The sequence below is a fragment of the Rhodococcus sp. IEGM 1330 genome (assembly GCF_033142445.1).
In the GTDB taxonomy this organism is placed as follows: Bacteria; Actinomycetota; Actinomycetes; order Mycobacteriales; family Mycobacteriaceae; genus Rhodococcoides.
This window is the reverse complement of sequence record NZ_JAWLSB010000001.1, coordinates 350,526-365,762: the sequence shown is the minus strand read 5'-3', so window position 1 is coordinate 365,762 and position 15,237 is coordinate 350,526. Positions and strand designations below refer to the sequence as shown.

Below are 15,237 nucleotides of genomic sequence, written 5' to 3'. Positions count from 1 at the left end.
TATGCACACCCCCATGTGACTACCGCCACAACCGATTCTAGCTGTTACGAGAGGTATCACCAACCCAGGGTCGACTTACGTGGACGACATGCAGCAGAAAGGGCGCGCACCCCCGTGTGAAAGGAGTACGCGCCCTGACGGAGCCGACCTGATCAAGCCCTGACGTTCAGGCCCACCTTCTGGAATTCCTTGAGATCGGAGTACCCGGACTTCGCCATCGACCGACGCAGTCCGCCGACGAGGTTGATCGAGCCGTACGACTCACGCGACGGTCCGTTGAGCACCTGATCCAGGCTCGGCCGCTCCCCTGCAGACATCGGCAGCAACGCACCGCGCGGCATCGACGGATGCGCGGCGGCCGACGGCCAGTACCAGCCTCCACCGGGAGCCTCCGCAGCGACGGCAAGCGGAGCACCGAGAACCGCAGCATCGGCACCGCAGGCGATGGCCTTGGCGAGGGCACCGGAGGTGGTGATGTCGCCGTCTGCGATGACGTGCACGTAGCGCCCGCCGGTTTCGTCCAGGTAGTCCCGACGTGCCGCGGCCGCATCGGCGATGGCGGTGGCCATCGGAACGCCGATGCCGAGCACCTCACCGGTGGTCGTGCCACCTTCGACCGAGCCGTAACCGACGATGACGCCCGCCGCGCCGGTGCGCATCAGGTGCAGTGCAGTGCGGTGATCGCTCACGCCGCCGGCGATGACGGGAACATCGAGCTCCGCGATGAAGGTCTTGAGGTTGAGCGGCTCGTCCTCGCCGTGAGCCACATGCTCAGCGGAGATGATCGTGCCCTGGATGACCAGCAGATCGAGGCCCGACGCCACGAGGGCAGGCGTGAGAGAGCGAGCGTTCTGCGGGCTCACCCGAACCGCGACGGTCACCCCGGCGTCACGGACCTGACCGACCGCTGCGGCCAGCAGATCCGGCCGAAGCGGCGCGGCGTGCAGTTCCTGCAGGAAGGCGATCGGCGCGTCGGGATCGAGATCGGTCTCGGCGATGTGGATCAGCTGATCGAGCTTGGCCTGCACGTCCGAGTGGCGCGCCCACAGTCCTTCACCGTTGATGACCCCCAGCCCACCCTGGCGACCCAGCTCGATCGCGAACTCGGGCGAGACCAGAGCATCGGTCGGATGCGCGAGCAGGGGAATGTCGAAGCGGTACGCGTCGAGCTGCCATGCCGTCGACACCTCCTTCGACGACCGGGTACGACGGGACGGCACGATGTCGATGTCGTCCAGCTGGTAGGTGCGGCGGGCTTCTCTGCCCATGCCGATTTCAACGAGGTCGCGCACGCGCGCACCTTTCTACTTCGAGAGCGAATCGAATCGGCCGAGGAAAGGCCGAAGCGACTATCGGGTGGTGTAGTTCGGAGCCTCTGCGGTCATCGTGATGTCGTGCGGATGGCTCTCCTTGAGCCCGGCCGCAGTGATCTGCACGAACTGAGCCTTCTGCAGGTCCTCGATCGAGTTGGACCCGGTGTACCCCATCGCAGCGCGCAGACCACCGGTGAGCTGGTGGATGACCTGGTTCAACGGTCCGCGGTACGGGACGCGACCTTCGATGCCCTCGGGCACCAACTTGTCCTCGGCCAGCACATCGTCCTGGAAGTAGCGGTCCTTGGAGAACGACTTCGCTCCCCCTCGTCCCTGCATCGCGCCGAGCGAACCCATGCCGCGGTAGCTCTTGAACTGCTTGCCGCCCACCAGAATCAGCTCGCCCGGGGACTCCGCGGTGCCGGCCAGCAACGATCCGAGCATGGCGGTCGACGCACCGGCAGCGAGCGCCTTGGCGATGTCACCGGAGAACTGCAGACCGCCGTCGGCGATGACCGGAACACCGTGCGGCTTGCACGCGGCCACGGCTTCGAGGATGGCGGTGATCTGCGGAGCGCCGACGCCTGCGACCACGCGGGTGGTGCAGATCGATCCCGGTCCGACGCCCACCTTGACCGCGTCCGCACCTGCCTCGACGAGGGCGAGTGCGCCCGCGCGAGTGGCCACGTTGCCGCCGACGACCTGGACCCGGTCGCCCACCTCGGCCTTGAGCTTGCTGACCATCTCGAGCACCTGCGAATTGTGGCCGTGCGCGGTGTCGACGATGATGACGTCCACCCCGGCGTCGGTCAGTGCCATCGACCGAGCCCAGGCATCCTGCCCGACGCCCACAGCTGCACCGACGAGCAGACGACCGTCACGGTCCTTGGTGGCATCGGGATGCTGCTCGGTCTTGACGAAGTCCTTCACGGTGATCAGGCCGGTGAGCGCGCCCTTGCCGTCCACGATCGGCAGCTTCTCGATCTTGTGGCGACGCAGCAGGCCGAGCGCCGCTTCCGCAGTGACGCCCTCCTGCGCGGTGATCAACGGAGCCTTGGTCATCACGTCGGCGACGCGGCGGTTCTGATCGACCTCGAACCGCATATCGCGGTTGGTGATGATGCCGACCAGCGCGCCGGTCTCGTCGGTGACGGGAAGACCGGAGATACGGAAGCGCGCACACATGGCGTCGACCTCGGCCAACGAGTCGGTGGGCTTGCAGGTGACGGGGTCGGTGACCATCCCGGCCTCCGAGCGCTTGACCGTCTCGACCTGGGACGCCTGATCCTGCAGCGACAGGTTGCGGTGCAGCACGCCCATACCGCCTGCGCGGGCCATGGCGATGGCCATCCGGGCTTCGGTGACGGTGTCCATGGCGGAGCTGACCAGCGGCACCCGCAAGCGGATCTCGCGGGTGATCTGGCTGGAGGTGTCGACCGAGCTGGGAATCAGATCCGAAGCGGCCGGCAGCAGCAGGACGTCGTCGAACGTGAGGCCGAGCATCGCGACCTTGTTGGGATCGTCGCCGCCTGTGCGGACGTGGGCTCCGGGACTACTCATGCGAATCTGGCCCTCCCTAGAGCCTGGTTGCACTCCGGCGCGGCGTGCGGCCGGTGAGAGCTCGCAGGCGCACCGCAGTGCGGGATTGGAGAACGGATGGAGTTTCGGCACTTGCACTCATCTGTTCAGCGCCGTGAACCATGGTATCGGCTAGGGCACAACCAGTGCGAATGCCTCCCACTGTGAGTGGCTTTCGAGCACCGAAATCGCGGTCCTCGGCATTGACTGCGGCGGACGCGTCCGGCATGTCGCAATCGAACGGCTGGCGCAGACCCACCAGTCCTGCGTACCGTGGAGGCGTGCGCGATCAACTGCCTCCCGGTCTACCCCCGGATCCGTTCGCCGGAGACCCAACCGACCCGTCGGCCGCCCTCGACGCCATCGAGCCAGGCCAGCCTCTCGATCCTCAGGAGCGCCTGGCCGTCGAAGAAGACCTGGCGGACCTGGCCGTCTACGAGGCACTCCTGGGCCACCGCGGCATCCGCGGCCTGGTCGTGTGCTGCGAGGACTGCCAGCAGGACCACTACCACGACTGGGACATGCTGCGCGCGAATCTGCTCCAGCTGCTCGTCGACGGAACCGTCCGACCGCACGAGCCGGCCTACGACCCCGTTCCCGACGCCTACGTGACCTGGGATTACTGCCGAGGTTTCGCGGACGCTTCGATGAACGACGCGTTGCACGGCGACGGATTCGACAGCTGACTCTGTCGACACTTCATACGAAGAAGCCCGAGACGATGATCGTGTCGGGCTTCTTCGTTGTTCGTCGGTGACTCGGAAACCCTGTCAGCTGCCGCCGGACGGAACCGACATGCGGTCACCGTTCTCCGACGAGCTGCTGCCTCCGGCGGTCGCCGTCGGCTGACCGGGCTCTTGAAGCACGGTCGGCGTGACGTCGGTCGTCGTCGTGGGACTCGGAGTCGTCGTCGTGGGCGGAACCTCGGGGGTCGTCGTCGTCGGAGCCGGAGTCATCGGCACACCCGTGATATCGGGCGTGACCGAATCCATCGGAGCCGGCGGTAACTGGACCTCCGGGCTGGGGAGCGGAGCCGGGACAACCTCGGCGGGGAGCGGAACAGGCGCAGGCAGCGTCAGTGCCTGCAATTCCTGCAGCAGGCGTGCCAGCCACTGATCGAGCTCGGCACGCTGACCGTCGTCGAGCACAGAGGAACTGCTGTTCGACGCGCCGTCGAGCAGTGCGCGAGCGGCAGTGGTGTCCCCGGACGACAGGAGATTCTCCGCCTCTTGCAGCTTCGACGTCGTATCGATCTGCGCCACAGTCGAATCGGCCTGCTCGGAGAAGACGACCGACTTGACGCTCCACAGCGGATCGTCCGGTGTCGAGTTGTACGAGATGACCACCAGGCCACCCATCACGACGGCGATCGCGGCTGCGGCACCGGCGATGGGACGCAGCAAACGCATCCGTCCACCGCGGTTGGTCGAGCTCGAGCGCGCCATGTCGGCGGCGAGCTTCTCGCGTTCGACCGAGGCGACGACCACATCGAGGGAGGGTCCGGCCGGCATTGCCGGCGTGATCACGTCTGCTCGCCAATTGGCCAGCAGAAGGGCGAGTTGGTACTCGTCTGCGTCATCGGTGGCAATCGGTCCGTCGCCACTGATCGCGTCGATGAACGCATCGTCACGACGTACGGCGACGAGGTCCACAGGACCACCGTCTGCGCCGATGTCGGCATAGGGATCGTTCTGCTTCGGTCCAGTGGAGTTCACGTGCCCACCGATACGCGAGATTCCGCGACGCGGCGTCTCACCGGGGCCATTGTCCCTAGCCATACATTTCACCTGCTCTCACAACTTCGTTCTTCAGTTTTGCGATAGCTCGGTGCTGAGCCACGCGGATAGCGCCTGCAGTGCTGCCGACGGCGGCTGCTGTTTCCTCGGCCGACAATCCGACTATGAGTCGGAGCACCAGAATCTCGCGGTGCTTGGCGGGCAAGGTGTCCAGCAGTGCAGTCATCTGTCGACTCGACTCGGATTCGAGAGCGCGTTGCTCCGGTCCGTGCTCCATCGACACGACATCTGGTACTTCGGCGGCCGGGTCCGATTTGTTACGCGAGGCGCTGCGATGGGCGTCGGCGACCTTGTGAGCCGCGATGCCGTACACGAATGCCATGAACGGACGACCTTGGTCCTGGTATCGCGGCAAGGCGGTCATGACTGCCAAACAAACCTCCTGCGCCACGTCGTCGGCCGAAAGCTGACCGCGCTCAGCCGAACCGACCCGTGCCCGGCAGTACCGAACGACGAGTGGTCGGATGAATTCCAAGACCCGGGACAGAGCCAGTCGATCGCCTTGCGCTGCGGCAACGACGAAAGAGTCCAACTCCTCACCCGCACTGTTCATCGTCGACTGATTTCCCCGCGTTACAGGTACGCACCCGCCTGGGAGCGCTTCCACGTGGTGGTGGAACGAGACCAAGGATAGCGACACCACCCGGTCACAACCGAACCACTCGGTCCGCCTTCGACCCAGGTCCTGGTCAACCGACCGTCGAACCACCCAGACGATCGATGGCGACGGCCAAGTCCGCCGACGCCACCATCCCGGCGGCGACCCCGCCTGTTCCCTCGCACAGCATCGTGGCGGCCCAGCGCAGGGGCAGCAGACCCGCCATCTCCGCAGCGCAGGCCACCTGCGCGGCCGACTCACGGGCCCGGGTGGTCTCACCGACACAGCTCAGTGCCGCCGCAGCCACCAGGTCGGTCTTGACGATGTGGCGTAACGAATCGGCATCGTTGGCGAGAGCTCGAGCGGCCTCGGCGTGTCGGACCGCCCCGGGGCCGTCGCCGCGCATCATCGCCAGCTCGGCCGCCACCCAAGCCGCCCGCAGTGCCGGACGCCACAGCCCCGGACCGACGGGGCCCTGCCGCTGCTCCGCACTGCGGGCCAGCAGGGTGTCCGCGAGGTGAAAACGTCCGCTCCCCAAAGCATCTGCGGCCAGGCCGGTCAGCGCATCGCTACGGGCCTCTACCGAGTCCGTCGATGTCGGCGGTCCGACGAGTCCCACGAGATGGACGGCGAGTCCGTCGAAGCGGCGGGCTCGCTCGTGTTCGCCCACCTGACGCAACCACGACGCTCTGGTCGACGCGTGCAGTGATCGAAGTTCCGGGCTGCGGGGTCTGTGCCGCCGAAGCTCGACTCGGGCGGCGCTGTACCGCCCCTGGCCTGCCAACGCGACGCTGCGAAACCAGCTCTCCCGCGGATCGGCGGCTGCGGGGAGCGGGAATCGGCCGGGGTTGCCGCCGAAGGCAGCGTCGAAGAGTTCGGACTGCGTCGCGGTGAACAGCGAGCTCTGCTCTGTTGGCACGGACGCAAGGGTAGGGCCTCCGCCCGCGACGAACTGCGCGTGAATCCCACCGATTCGACGCAACGCAATTACATGGGCGAATTCACTTTCCGTCCGAAAGGGGCATCGGCGCGTCGTTTCGCGCGCACGGAATGCAGTTTTCAAGGAATTAACAATGTGAACACGGACCAACTCGAAGACGAGAATCTGAACGCTGTGTGGCGAATAGGTTAATCGGCGCACTCGATCGCACAATCGGCCTCCGGCGCGTCGCCTGCCGGATGCGCGCCCACTCGGCCGTTGCCCGGCGATCCGCGCGATCGTGTCGGACACCTCGCGCGGCCTCGACCGAATGGATCGACGTCTGACCCGACGCGTGGAGCCACACTGCCCTCGACACCACCGACACGGCTGTTGATCAGCGGAAATACCGAGAACGGCGGACCGGTCGGATCGAGCGATAGCCCTGTGGTCCGATGCCGGAGGCCCGAGATCCGGCGTACCGCATCGGCAGCCGGAAAGCCGGTGCACTCCCCATGGTCTCGCGTGTCGACGGATTCTTCAACAGGAAGGACACTCACGCGGGTGAGTCGAAGTAAATATCGCCCGTGTTAATTCTTTGTCCCATAACTATGCATTTGCCCACGACAGAGAACTATTGACTCGATTTCGTCGATCCACATAACGTTGTCGGCATTCGGATCACGAATCCGAGAAGCCACACCACCCTAGGAGTTTCCATGCCGCAGCCGAATCACCTCCCTGGGCCGAACGCCGACATTTGGGATTGGCAGATGCACGGCCTGTGCCGTGGCGTCGACTCGTCCATGTTCTTCCACCCGGACGGCGAGCGGGGCCGGGCACGAGCACAGCGCGAGATGCGGGCCAAGGAAATGTGCCGCAGCTGCCCCGTACTCGCCCAGTGCCGTACACACGCTCTCAACGTCAGCGAGCCTTACGGGATCTGGGGCGGGATGTCCGAGACCGAGCGAGAACTGCACGCTCGTCACAACCGCCGCCGCATCGCGGTGTAGTCACCCGAACACACGAGAAAGCCCCCAACCCGGTCGGGTTGGGGGCTTTCTCGTGTCACCGAACGTCAGTGAGCGTGTCCGTGCCCGGCAGAAGGCTCGGAGGCCTCTTCCGGCTTCTCCACGATCGCGCTCTCGGTCGTCAGGATCATGCGTGCAACCGACGCGGCGTTGACCACAGCGGAGCGAGTCACCTTGACCGGATCGACGACGCCGTCGGCCAGCAGGTCGCCGTACGTCAGGGTCGCGGCGTTGAATCCGTGACCCTTCGGCAGTTCTGCCACCTTGCTGACGACAACGGAACCGTCGATGCCCGCGTTGGAGGCAATCCAGAACAGCGGCGCGTTGAGCGCGGTGCGCACCACGGCCACACCGGTGGCTTCGTCGCCGGTCAGGCCGAGGTCGTCGGCCAGAGCCAACGCTGCCTGAGTCAGAGCCGAGCCGCCGCCGGGGACGATTCCCTCTTCGACGGCAGCCTTGGCCGCAGCCACAGCGTCGTCGACGCGGAACTTGCGTTCCTTGAGCTCGGTCTCGGTGGCAGCGCCGACCTTGATGACCGCGATGCCGCCCGAGAGCTTCGCCAGACGCTCTTCGAGCTTCTCGCGATCCCACTCGGAGTCGGTGTTCTCGATCTCGCGGCGGAGCTGACCGACGCGCGCATCGATGTCGTCCTGAGTGCCCGCACCGTCGACGATGGTCGTGTCGTCCTTGGTGACGACGACGCGACGAGCGCGACCGAGCAGCTCGAGGCCGGCTTCCTTCAGACTCAGACCCACATCGGCGGTGATGACCTGACCGGCCGTCACGACCGCGAGATCGTCGAGGAACGCCTTGCGGCGATCACCGAAGAACGGTGCCTTGACTGCTACGGCCTTGATCGTCTTGCGGATGGAGTTGACAACCAGCGTCGAGAGAACTTCACCCTCGGTGTCCTCGGCGATGATGAGCAAAGGCTTGCCGCTCTCGGCAACCTTCTCCAGCAGAGGCAGAAAGTCCGGAAGCGAGGTGATCTTCTCGCGGTACAGCAGGATGTACGCGTCCTCGAGAACTGCTTCCTGCGCGTCGACGTCGGTGACGAAGTACGGCGAGAGGTAGCCCTTGTCGAACTGCACGCCTTCGGTGACCGAGAGTTCGGTGAGCAGCGTCGAGGACTCCTCGACGGTGACGACGCCGTCTGCGCCGACGCGGGTGAGCGCCTCGCCGACGAGTTCGCCGATCTCGGGGTCACGCGAGGACACGGTGGCGACCTGAGCGATCGCCTGCTTGCCCTCGACCGGGGTTGCGGCGGCAAGCAGTGCCTCGGCAACTTTGTCGGCGGCCTTGGAGATACCGGTGCCGAGTGCGATCGGATTGGCTCCGGCCGCGATGTTCTTCAGCCCTCCGCGAACGAGAGCCTGTGCGAGCACAGTCGCAGTAGTGGTTCCGTCGCCTGCGACGTCATTGGTCTTGGTGGCGACACTCTTGACCAGCTGCGCGCCGAGATTCTCGAAGGGATCTTCGAGGTCGATCTCGCGAGCGATCGATACTCCGTCGTTGGTGACCGTCGGGCCGCCGAAGGCCTTCGCCAGGACGACGTGGCGTCCTCGCGGCCCGAGCGTGACCTTGACTGCGTCGGCGAGTTTGTCGACACCGCGTTCGAGTGAACGGCGCGCTTCCTCGTTGAATTTGATTTGCTTTGCCATGTTTCGGTGTTACTCCTTCGAGTAAAGAAACTCGATAGAACGCACACCGCCCCGGGGTCGACACGAGGTCGAATTCCGGGGCGGGATGCGTTGTGGCCTACTTGGCGATGACGGCCAGCACGTCGCGTGCCGACAGAATCAGGTACTCCTCGCCGGCGTACTTGATCTCGGTGCCGCCGTACTTGCTGTAGATGACGGTGTCACCTTCTTTGACGTCGACCGGGATGCGGTTGCCCTTCTCGGTGACACGGCCTTCGCCCACGGCGACGACGGTGCCCTCCTGGGGCTTCTCCTTGGCTGTGTCGGGGATGACCAGACCGGAGGCGGTCGTCGTCTCGGCCTCGTTGGCCTGGACGAGGATCTTGTCCTCGAGCGGCTTGATTTTCACGCTCGCCACGTTGAGCCCTCCAAAGTTATGGGGTACGCGTCCGGGGTCGGATCCCCGGACAGCTGTGTGTAAGTACTTCTCGTGCGGTTCTGACAATCACGGCCTGAACTCGTTCCCGTCGTCGCGGGTGCCGGGACTTCGCTCGGTGCCAACTAGCACTCTATACACGAGAGTGCCAGCACTCAAGGGCTGGGTTCGCCAGGTTCGCGACGCGGTGGTCGCACGCACGCGCACGAGAGCGATCACGCGCCGTTCGACGCAACCACGGAGATCCGAAAACCGCCTGCTTCGGGCCCGAAACGCCGAACACCGGAGTCGTTTCTCGCTGTTTTCCCGGCATCCGCAGAGCCACCGAAAGCCCAGGTAGGAGGTCATGAGTACTCACCGAGCAACCGACCGAGTGGCATATTACGTTCGCGCCGGAGCTCGAAGTAACGTTACGATAACGGAGCTGTCCGAACGATAACGATCGACAGCTGTGCCGCGACATGGCACACATAGCAGTCGATTCCAGACAGGTACACAGGGGCGGGAGGTGCAGCATGCGGGTAGGAGTGGGTGTATCCACCGGATCCGAGGTCGTGTGCGCAGCCCTCGTCACCGTCGACACCGACGGAAGTCGCACGGTCGAGTACCGCACAGTCTCGACCGATCGCCAAGCCAACACCGACATCGGTGATCTGGTCACCTCGGCCATCGAACTCATGGCCTCTCTGATCCCCGGCCACCGGTCCCCCGACGCGATCGCCGTCACCTATCGCACAGAGAAGCACGCTGCGGGTATTCGCGCGGCCCTGGCCCACACCACCCGTGATGTTCGATTGGTACCCGAATCCGCAGCCGCGTCCGCGCACTTGGCGACCACCGGCCTGATCGATCGGTACGACACGATCGCGCTGGTCGATCTCGGAGCCTCGGGTATGTCGGTCACCGTCACCGATCGGACCGCCGAAACGGTACTGGCGCACGGCCGGTCGGACGCCGTCGGCGGCGACGCACTCGACGTGCTCGTCAAGAACCTCGTGCAGGACATGACCCGTGACAACCTTCGGGACGACATCCGCGACGACCGCGGAATCGGGTCTGCGCGGTACCGATCGATCAAAGAACAGCTCTCGCACGAGGACGAAGTCCGCATCGAGCGTTACAGCGGAATCCCGCTGACGATCACCCGTGACGCGTTCGACACCGCCGCGACCCCGATCTTCGACACCGCCGCTCAGTTCGTCCGAGGGGTGTTCGACGAGAGCACTCGCGAACCCGAGGCCATCGTGGTGATCGGCGGAGGGGCACACATTCCCCTGCTCGCCGCCACGCTCACCGACGTGTTCCACGCCCCGGTCGTTCGACTGTCCGAACCCGACGCCGTTCTTGCCGTCGGCGCTGCTTCCGTCGCCGCATCGGCCGTCGGCGGCGGCTACCAACTCGTCTCGGCCACGCGCACCACCGCAGCCCGGATGAGCCGCTACTCCGGTGCGATCGCGGCCGCCGTCGTCGCAGGTGGACTGGTGCTCGCCTACGGTGTGCAGACGATGACGCCGGCCGACGATCCCAACGTCTCACCGGCCGGAAGCGCCGGCCTGTCCGCGACCGAATCGAGCGACGCCGGTACGCCGGTCACCGAGGGCTACTCACCCGACGAGAACCGGCCCACGGCCGGACTCACCCCCGGCGATCGATCCGAGCCGACGGCAACCTCGGTCGACGCGACCGGATCGTCGGCGCGGTTCACCACCACAGCCCCGCCGACCAGTACCCCGACGCTGCGTCCGGCACCCGACCTCCCGCGGATCGAATGGCCGATCGACCCCACGTCGAATCCGGTGTCCCCCGATGCCACCACCGGAATCCCGATCGAACCGCCGACCTCGGTCACCACGATTCCGGTTCGGCCCTCCGAACCGATCGAGCCTTCGGACCCGAGCGATACGACCGAGATCGTCCCGGGTCCGACACCCCAGCCCACACCCGAGTTCACTCCGGTGCCGACCGAGTCGATCAGCGTGCCGACCACCGATGTCAGCGGTTCGGAGCCCACGCCGGAACTGACGGCACCACCGACGGTCTGGTCGCCGCCGGTTGCAGCTCCCGAGGCGTCCGAATCCCCGACCGATCCACTGTCGGCAGCCGAGCCGTCGGCACCGCGTTCGTCCGAGACCACCGCCGCGGCCACGCAGGACGCTCAGCCGGGCACCTGACTGGTCGCGACCGACAGGCCGGGATCGGTCACGGCGGTCAGCGCCGAAGGCTCGGCTCCGCCTGCGACGAGGTGAGCGCCCAGTGCGGCGATCATCACGCCGTTGTCGGTACACAGTCGCGGCTTCGGAATTCTCAGCGTCAAACCTTGCTCGGCACAACGACTTTCGATCAGCGAACGAATGCGAGAATTGGCGGTGGCACCCCCACCCAGAACGATCGTGTCGACGTCGACGTCGGTTGCCGCGCGGACGGCCTTCATCGTCAGGACATCGGCGACGGATTCCTGGAAGGACGCGGCGATGTCCGCGACAGGAATCGGATCTCCTGCACGGTGCCTGGCCTCGACGAACCGAGCGACAGCGGTCTTCACCCCGGAGAACGAGAAGTCGTATCGGGCGTCGCGCGGGCCGGTCATTCCTCGGGGAAACGCGATCGCGGTCGGATCGCCCTCGCGCGCAGCATCATCGAGTGCCGGACCGCCCGGATAGCCCAATCCGAGGAGCCGCGCAACCTTGTCGAAGGCCTCCCCGGCTGCGTCGTCGACCGTGGTCCCGAGCTCGGCGATCGGCCGGGACAGATCGTCGACGTGCAGCAGATGGGTGTGACCACCGGAGACCAACAGTGCAACACACGACGGCATCGGCCCGTGCTCGAGCGTATCCACCGCGACGTGGCCACCGAGATGGTTGACCGCATAGAAGGGCACACCCCAGGCCGCGGCGTACGCCTTGGCCGCGGCAACCCCGACCAGCAACGCCCCGGCCAGCCCCGGCCCGATCGTCACCGCGACGGCGTCGGGACGCTCGATGTCCGCGGCCGACAGAGCCCGCCGCATGGTCGGCACGATGGCTTCGAGGTGCGCGCGCGACGCCACCTCGGGCACCACTCCGCCGTACCGCGCGTGTTCGTCGACGCTGGAGGCCACCTCGTCGGCCATCAGCTCGCAGGTTCCCGCCCCGCCCCACCGGACGATCCCGACTCCTGTTTCGTCGCAGGAACTTTCGATACCCATGACGATCATCGGACTGATCCTTCCGTCTTCTCGGGCCGACGCATGGTGAAGGCATCCGCCCCGCTCGGCTGGTAGTACTTCGCCCTGGTGCCCACGATCTCGAACCCTTCGCGTCGGTACAACTCGATGGCGGGCTCGTTGTCGGTGCGGACCTCGAGAAAGACCGGCCCACCGTGCTCGTCGGCCACTCGGAGCAATTCGTCGAGCAGTCGCCCGCCGATTCCTCTGCGGTGATGCGACGGATCGACACCGATGGTGTGGACCTCGGACTCGCCGACGACGAACGCACCGCGACTCGGCTGCCCCAGCAGAGAGATGCCTGCGTAGCCGACGACCTCACCGTTCTCCCGCGCCGTGACGTAATGATTGTGTGGCGCCGCCAGTTCCGCGATGAATGCATCCTCGGCCCACGGGTCGTCACCCGGGAACAGCACGGTCTCGAGATACGCACACCGAGCAGCGTCCGCCGCCGTCATCGACTCGATCGACACCGTCACTTCAGAGCCTTCGCTGCGGCGCGCTCGTCGAGTGTCTTGGCGTCGGGACGGCGCAGGTACAACGGGACGAGCGGGCCCGGAACGATCCCGCTGCCGATATCGGCAGCGGCAACCGCGACCAATCCGGCCGGAGACGGTGCCTGCACATCACGAATCGGAAGCTCGAATGCCGCAGCATGCGGTGCCGATCCGGCGACCGCGTCGACTCCGACACGATCCAGTTCGGCCGGGGCGACAACGTCGGGTCCTGCAACACGCACTCCGGCTTCGTAACGCGCCCAATAGATTTCGCGTCGGCGCGCATCGGTCACCACCAACAGAGACCCGGGCTCGGAGACATCCGCGGCGATGGCGTCGAGACTGCAGACGCCGTACACCGGAAGACCGAGTGCGTCACCGAACGCCGCAGCCGTCGCCATTCCCACCCGTAAGCCGGTGTAGGGCCCTGGGCCGACGCCGACGACGACGGCCCCCAACTCGGCCGCGGTGATTCCGGCTTCGGCCAAGCACTCGAGGATGTTGGGCGTCAGAATTTCTGCATGCGATCGCGCGTCCACCCGAACCCGTGTGGCGAGCGTCGTGGCCGCTGCACCGGCGGCGGGCTCGGTCAGGCTCACCACACCTGCGGTGACGGCGGGGGTCGAAGTGTCGACGGCAAGTACAAGCACGATGTTTCAGATTACCCGTCTTCAGGGGTGCGGCCGCGCACCCGGTACCCGGTCAGCGTCGTTCTCGCGGATCCGCCCCGCTGTCCACCCGACTCACCGTCACGCGCCGAACATCGGAGTCCGGATCACGCGTCAGACGAACCGACACATGGCCGTCCGTCAGCTTCTCGACCAATCCCTCGCCCCACTCGACCACGACGACGGCGTCGGTGAGGTCGGTATCGAGGTCGAGGGCATCGAGTTCGTCGACGGCCGACTGTCCCGTCATCCCGAGCCGATAGGCGTCGACGTGGACCAACGCAACCGGCGGTAGTCCACGGGGCCGTGACCCGGGCCGATGCTCACGGGCGATGACGAACGTCGGCGAGGTGACGCGGCCCTGCACACCGAGTCCGGCTGCAATCCCCTTGGTCATGGCGGTCTTTCCCGCCCCGAGCGGACCGTCGAGGATTACCAGATCGCCGGCGACCAGAACGTCCGCAAGCCGGGCACCGAACTCGGCAGTGTCTGCGGCAGTGACCAATTCGACGTCCACCGGCAAGGTCAGTGGCTCGTCAGACAACGCCCCACCGCCGCTTCTTGCCCGCGGCCTCCGTTGCCCGTGCGACGAGCCGCGCGATCGCGCCGTTGACCTGTTCGGGGAATTCGAGTTGAACCAGATGCCCACCCTGGCGCACACGCACCGTCTCCGAACGCGGCAGAGCCTGAGCCAGAGCCTCCGAACTGGCGAACGGAATGATCCAATCCTCGTCGCCACACACCACCGACACCGGAATGTTCTCGAATTCCAGCAGGGCCTCGGACTCGTCGTGCAACTCGAGTGTCTCGAGGAAATTGACGATCGTGACGACGGAGGTGTCGTCGATCATCGACTGAGAGAACGCCACCAGCCGCGGGGAGACCCTGGTGCCGTAGGACGCCGCGCGCAGAACCGGTGAGATGAGCGCACGCACAGCACCGCGTCCGAACTGCACGAAGCCGGGCGACGTCCGCACCGCGAGCCGGAACGCGTCGACCGCCGGATTCTGCAGACTACGACCCACCCCGGACTGCGCGAGACCGGCGGCTGTCGTCGAGATCAGGACTGCGCCGATGACCCGCTGGCGCAGCGCATCCGACCGTTGCCGCGCCATGGACAGGATCGACATTCCGCCCATCGAGTGCCCGACCAGAACGATGCGGCCCTTGGGTACCACCGAGCGAATCACCGCGTCGAGATCGAGGCCGAGCTGGCCGATGGTGCAACTCTCCGGGCTCGGCACTCCCGAACGTCCATGACCGCGCTGGTCGTAGAAGACCATGCGTACCGCCCCGCCCCACTGCTGTTCGAGGGCGCGGCGCTGAAAATGCCACGACGACATGCGCAGGCAGTAGCCGTGCACGAAGATCACGGTGGTCTCGGCGTCCGACGGACCCACTTCGCGTACCGCGAGCGGTACACCGTCGTCCGCGGTGACGATACTGCCGCGATCGGCATCCATCAGGTCGAGGTTCTCGGTGGCCAGCGGATCCTTGTTGGACCGAAACGCCGTCTCGCGCACCACAATCGCAATACTCTCCAGCAATCCGAGCATGAT

15 protein-coding genes are annotated in these 15,237 nt (G+C 66.0%); 3 read left to right on the top strand and 12 right to left on the bottom strand.

Translation table 11 applies throughout. The features are described 5' to 3' along the window. Positions 1-152: 152 nt before the first annotated feature. A complete protein-coding gene (locus tag R4P57_RS01585) occupies positions 153-1,292 on the bottom strand; it encodes a GuaB3 family IMP dehydrogenase-related protein (RefSeq protein WP_317801134.1) in 1,140 nt (379 codons plus the stop codon). A gap of 57 nt (positions 1,293-1,349) precedes the next feature. After that, on the bottom strand, positions 1,350-2,873 hold the full coding sequence (gene guaB, locus R4P57_RS01580; RefSeq protein ID WP_317801132.1) for an IMP dehydrogenase: 1,524 nt from the start codon (positions 2,871-2,873) through the stop codon (positions 1,350-1,352). 299 nt (positions 2,874-3,172) lie between these two features. On the opposite strand from guaB, the gene R4P57_RS01575 reads away from it, so the two are divergent. Continuing rightward, positions 3,173-3,577 (top strand): DUF5319 domain-containing protein, encoded by a 405-nt coding sequence (locus tag R4P57_RS01575; protein WP_317801130.1) that lies wholly within the window; start codon positions 3,173-3,175, stop codon positions 3,575-3,577. An 84-nt stretch (positions 3,578-3,661) separates the two neighbouring features. Here the strand turns inward: R4P57_RS01575 and R4P57_RS01570 are convergent, their stop codons facing one another. From R4P57_RS01570 to R4P57_RS01560, 3 genes are all read right to left on the bottom strand, one after another. Further along, positions 3,662-4,669: an anti-sigma-D factor RsdA gene (locus R4P57_RS01570; protein ID WP_317801129.1), complete on the bottom strand. Its 1,008-nt coding sequence runs from the start codon at positions 4,667-4,669 to the stop codon at positions 3,662-3,664. Continuing rightward, positions 4,662-5,240 (bottom strand): sigma-70 family RNA polymerase sigma factor, encoded by a 579-nt coding sequence (locus tag R4P57_RS01565; protein ID WP_032397500.1) that lies wholly within the window; start codon positions 5,238-5,240, stop codon positions 4,662-4,664. The genes R4P57_RS01570 and R4P57_RS01565 overlap by 8 nt, the downstream gene beginning before the upstream one ends. 136 nt (positions 5,241-5,376) lie before the next feature. Then, on the bottom strand, positions 5,377-6,204 hold the full coding sequence (locus tag R4P57_RS01560; RefSeq protein ID WP_317801128.1) for a hypothetical protein: 828 nt from the start codon (positions 6,202-6,204) through the stop codon (positions 5,377-5,379). A 719-nt stretch (positions 6,205-6,923) separates the two neighbouring features. Here R4P57_RS01560 and R4P57_RS01555 point away from each other — a divergent pair. Beyond that, entirely contained in the window at positions 6,924-7,217 is a 294-nt protein-coding gene (locus R4P57_RS01555) for a WhiB family transcriptional regulator (RefSeq protein WP_027496361.1), read from the top strand. Between the two features lie 65 nt (positions 7,218-7,282). Here R4P57_RS01555 and groL read toward each other — a convergent pair whose 3' ends face one another. After that, positions 7,283-8,896, bottom strand: a complete 1,614-nt coding sequence (gene groL / locus R4P57_RS01550) for a chaperonin GroEL (RefSeq protein WP_317801127.1) — start codon at positions 8,894-8,896, stop codon at positions 7,283-7,285. Between the two features lie 97 nt (positions 8,897-8,993). Then, positions 8,994-9,293: a co-chaperone GroES gene (gene groES, locus R4P57_RS01545; protein WP_008718149.1), complete on the bottom strand. Its 300-nt coding sequence runs from the start codon at positions 9,291-9,293 to the stop codon at positions 8,994-8,996. A 533-nt stretch (positions 9,294-9,826) separates the two neighbouring features. Between groES and R4P57_RS01540 the strand changes: the two genes are divergently transcribed. Then, positions 9,827-11,482, top strand: coding sequence for an Hsp70 family protein (locus R4P57_RS01540; protein WP_317801126.1), 1,656 nt, complete (start codon positions 9,827-9,829; stop codon positions 11,480-11,482). Here R4P57_RS01540 and tsaD read toward each other — a convergent pair. The 5 genes from tsaD to R4P57_RS01515 are packed head-to-tail and all read right to left on the bottom strand — an operon-like array spanning position 11,467 to position 15,234. Next, complete coding sequence (tsaD, locus tag R4P57_RS01535) at positions 11,467-12,504, bottom strand: tRNA (adenosine(37)-N6)-threonylcarbamoyltransferase complex transferase subunit TsaD (protein WP_317801125.1); 1,038 nt, start codon at positions 12,502-12,504, stop codon at positions 11,467-11,469. The two genes, R4P57_RS01540 and tsaD, sit on opposite strands and share 16 nt — an antisense overlap. Beyond that, positions 12,501-12,992, bottom strand: a complete 492-nt coding sequence (rimI, locus tag R4P57_RS01530) for a ribosomal protein S18-alanine N-acetyltransferase (RefSeq protein ID WP_317801124.1) — start codon at positions 12,990-12,992, stop codon at positions 12,501-12,503. Before rimI ends, tsaD begins: the two co-directional genes overlap by 4 nt. After that, positions 12,989-13,660, bottom strand: a complete 672-nt coding sequence (gene tsaB / locus R4P57_RS01525; RefSeq protein WP_317801123.1) for a tRNA (adenosine(37)-N6)-threonylcarbamoyltransferase complex dimerization subunit type 1 TsaB — start codon at positions 13,658-13,660, stop codon at positions 12,989-12,991. Before tsaB ends, rimI begins: the two co-directional genes overlap by 4 nt. 52 nt (positions 13,661-13,712) lie before the next feature. Next, positions 13,713-14,222, bottom strand: a complete 510-nt coding sequence (gene tsaE / locus R4P57_RS01520) for a tRNA (adenosine(37)-N6)-threonylcarbamoyltransferase complex ATPase subunit type 1 TsaE (RefSeq protein WP_317801122.1) — start codon at positions 14,220-14,222, stop codon at positions 13,713-13,715. Beyond that, the gene (locus tag R4P57_RS01515; protein ID WP_317801120.1) at positions 14,215-15,234 is read right to left on the bottom strand and encodes an alpha/beta hydrolase; all 1,020 of its coding nucleotides are present in this window, start codon (positions 15,232-15,234) and stop codon (positions 14,215-14,217) included. Before R4P57_RS01515 ends, tsaE begins: the two co-directional genes overlap by 8 nt. Between the last annotated feature and the right edge of the window lie 3 nt (positions 15,235-15,237).

Excerpts from the sequence above, each read along its gene's own strand:
- R4P57_RS01540 (WP_317801126.1), top strand. The coding sequence starts at position 9,827 with ATGCGGGTAGGAGTGGGTGTATCCACCGGATCCGAGGTCGTGTGCGCA.
- guaB (WP_317801132.1), bottom strand. The coding sequence starts at position 2,873 with ATGAGTAGTCCCGGAGCCCACGTCCGCACAGGCGGCGACGATCCCAAC.
- R4P57_RS01570 (WP_317801129.1), bottom strand. The coding sequence starts at position 4,669 with ATGGCTAGGGACAATGGCCCCGGTGAGACGCCGCGTCGCGGAATCTCG.
- tsaD (WP_317801125.1), bottom strand. The coding sequence starts at position 12,504 with ATGATCGTCATGGGTATCGAAAGTTCCTGCGACGAAACAGGAGTCGGG.
- R4P57_RS01515 (WP_317801120.1), bottom strand. The coding sequence starts at position 15,234 with ATGCTCGGATTGCTGGAGAGTATTGCGATTGTGGTGCGCGAGACGGCG.
- R4P57_RS01565 (WP_032397500.1), bottom strand. The coding sequence starts at position 5,240 with ATGAACAGTGCGGGTGAGGAGTTGGACTCTTTCGTCGTTGCCGCAGCG.
- groL (WP_317801127.1), bottom strand. The coding sequence starts at position 8,896 with ATGGCAAAGCAAATCAAATTCAACGAGGAAGCGCGCCGTTCACTCGAA.
- R4P57_RS01555 (WP_027496361.1), top strand. The coding sequence starts at position 6,924 with ATGCCGCAGCCGAATCACCTCCCTGGGCCGAACGCCGACATTTGGGAT.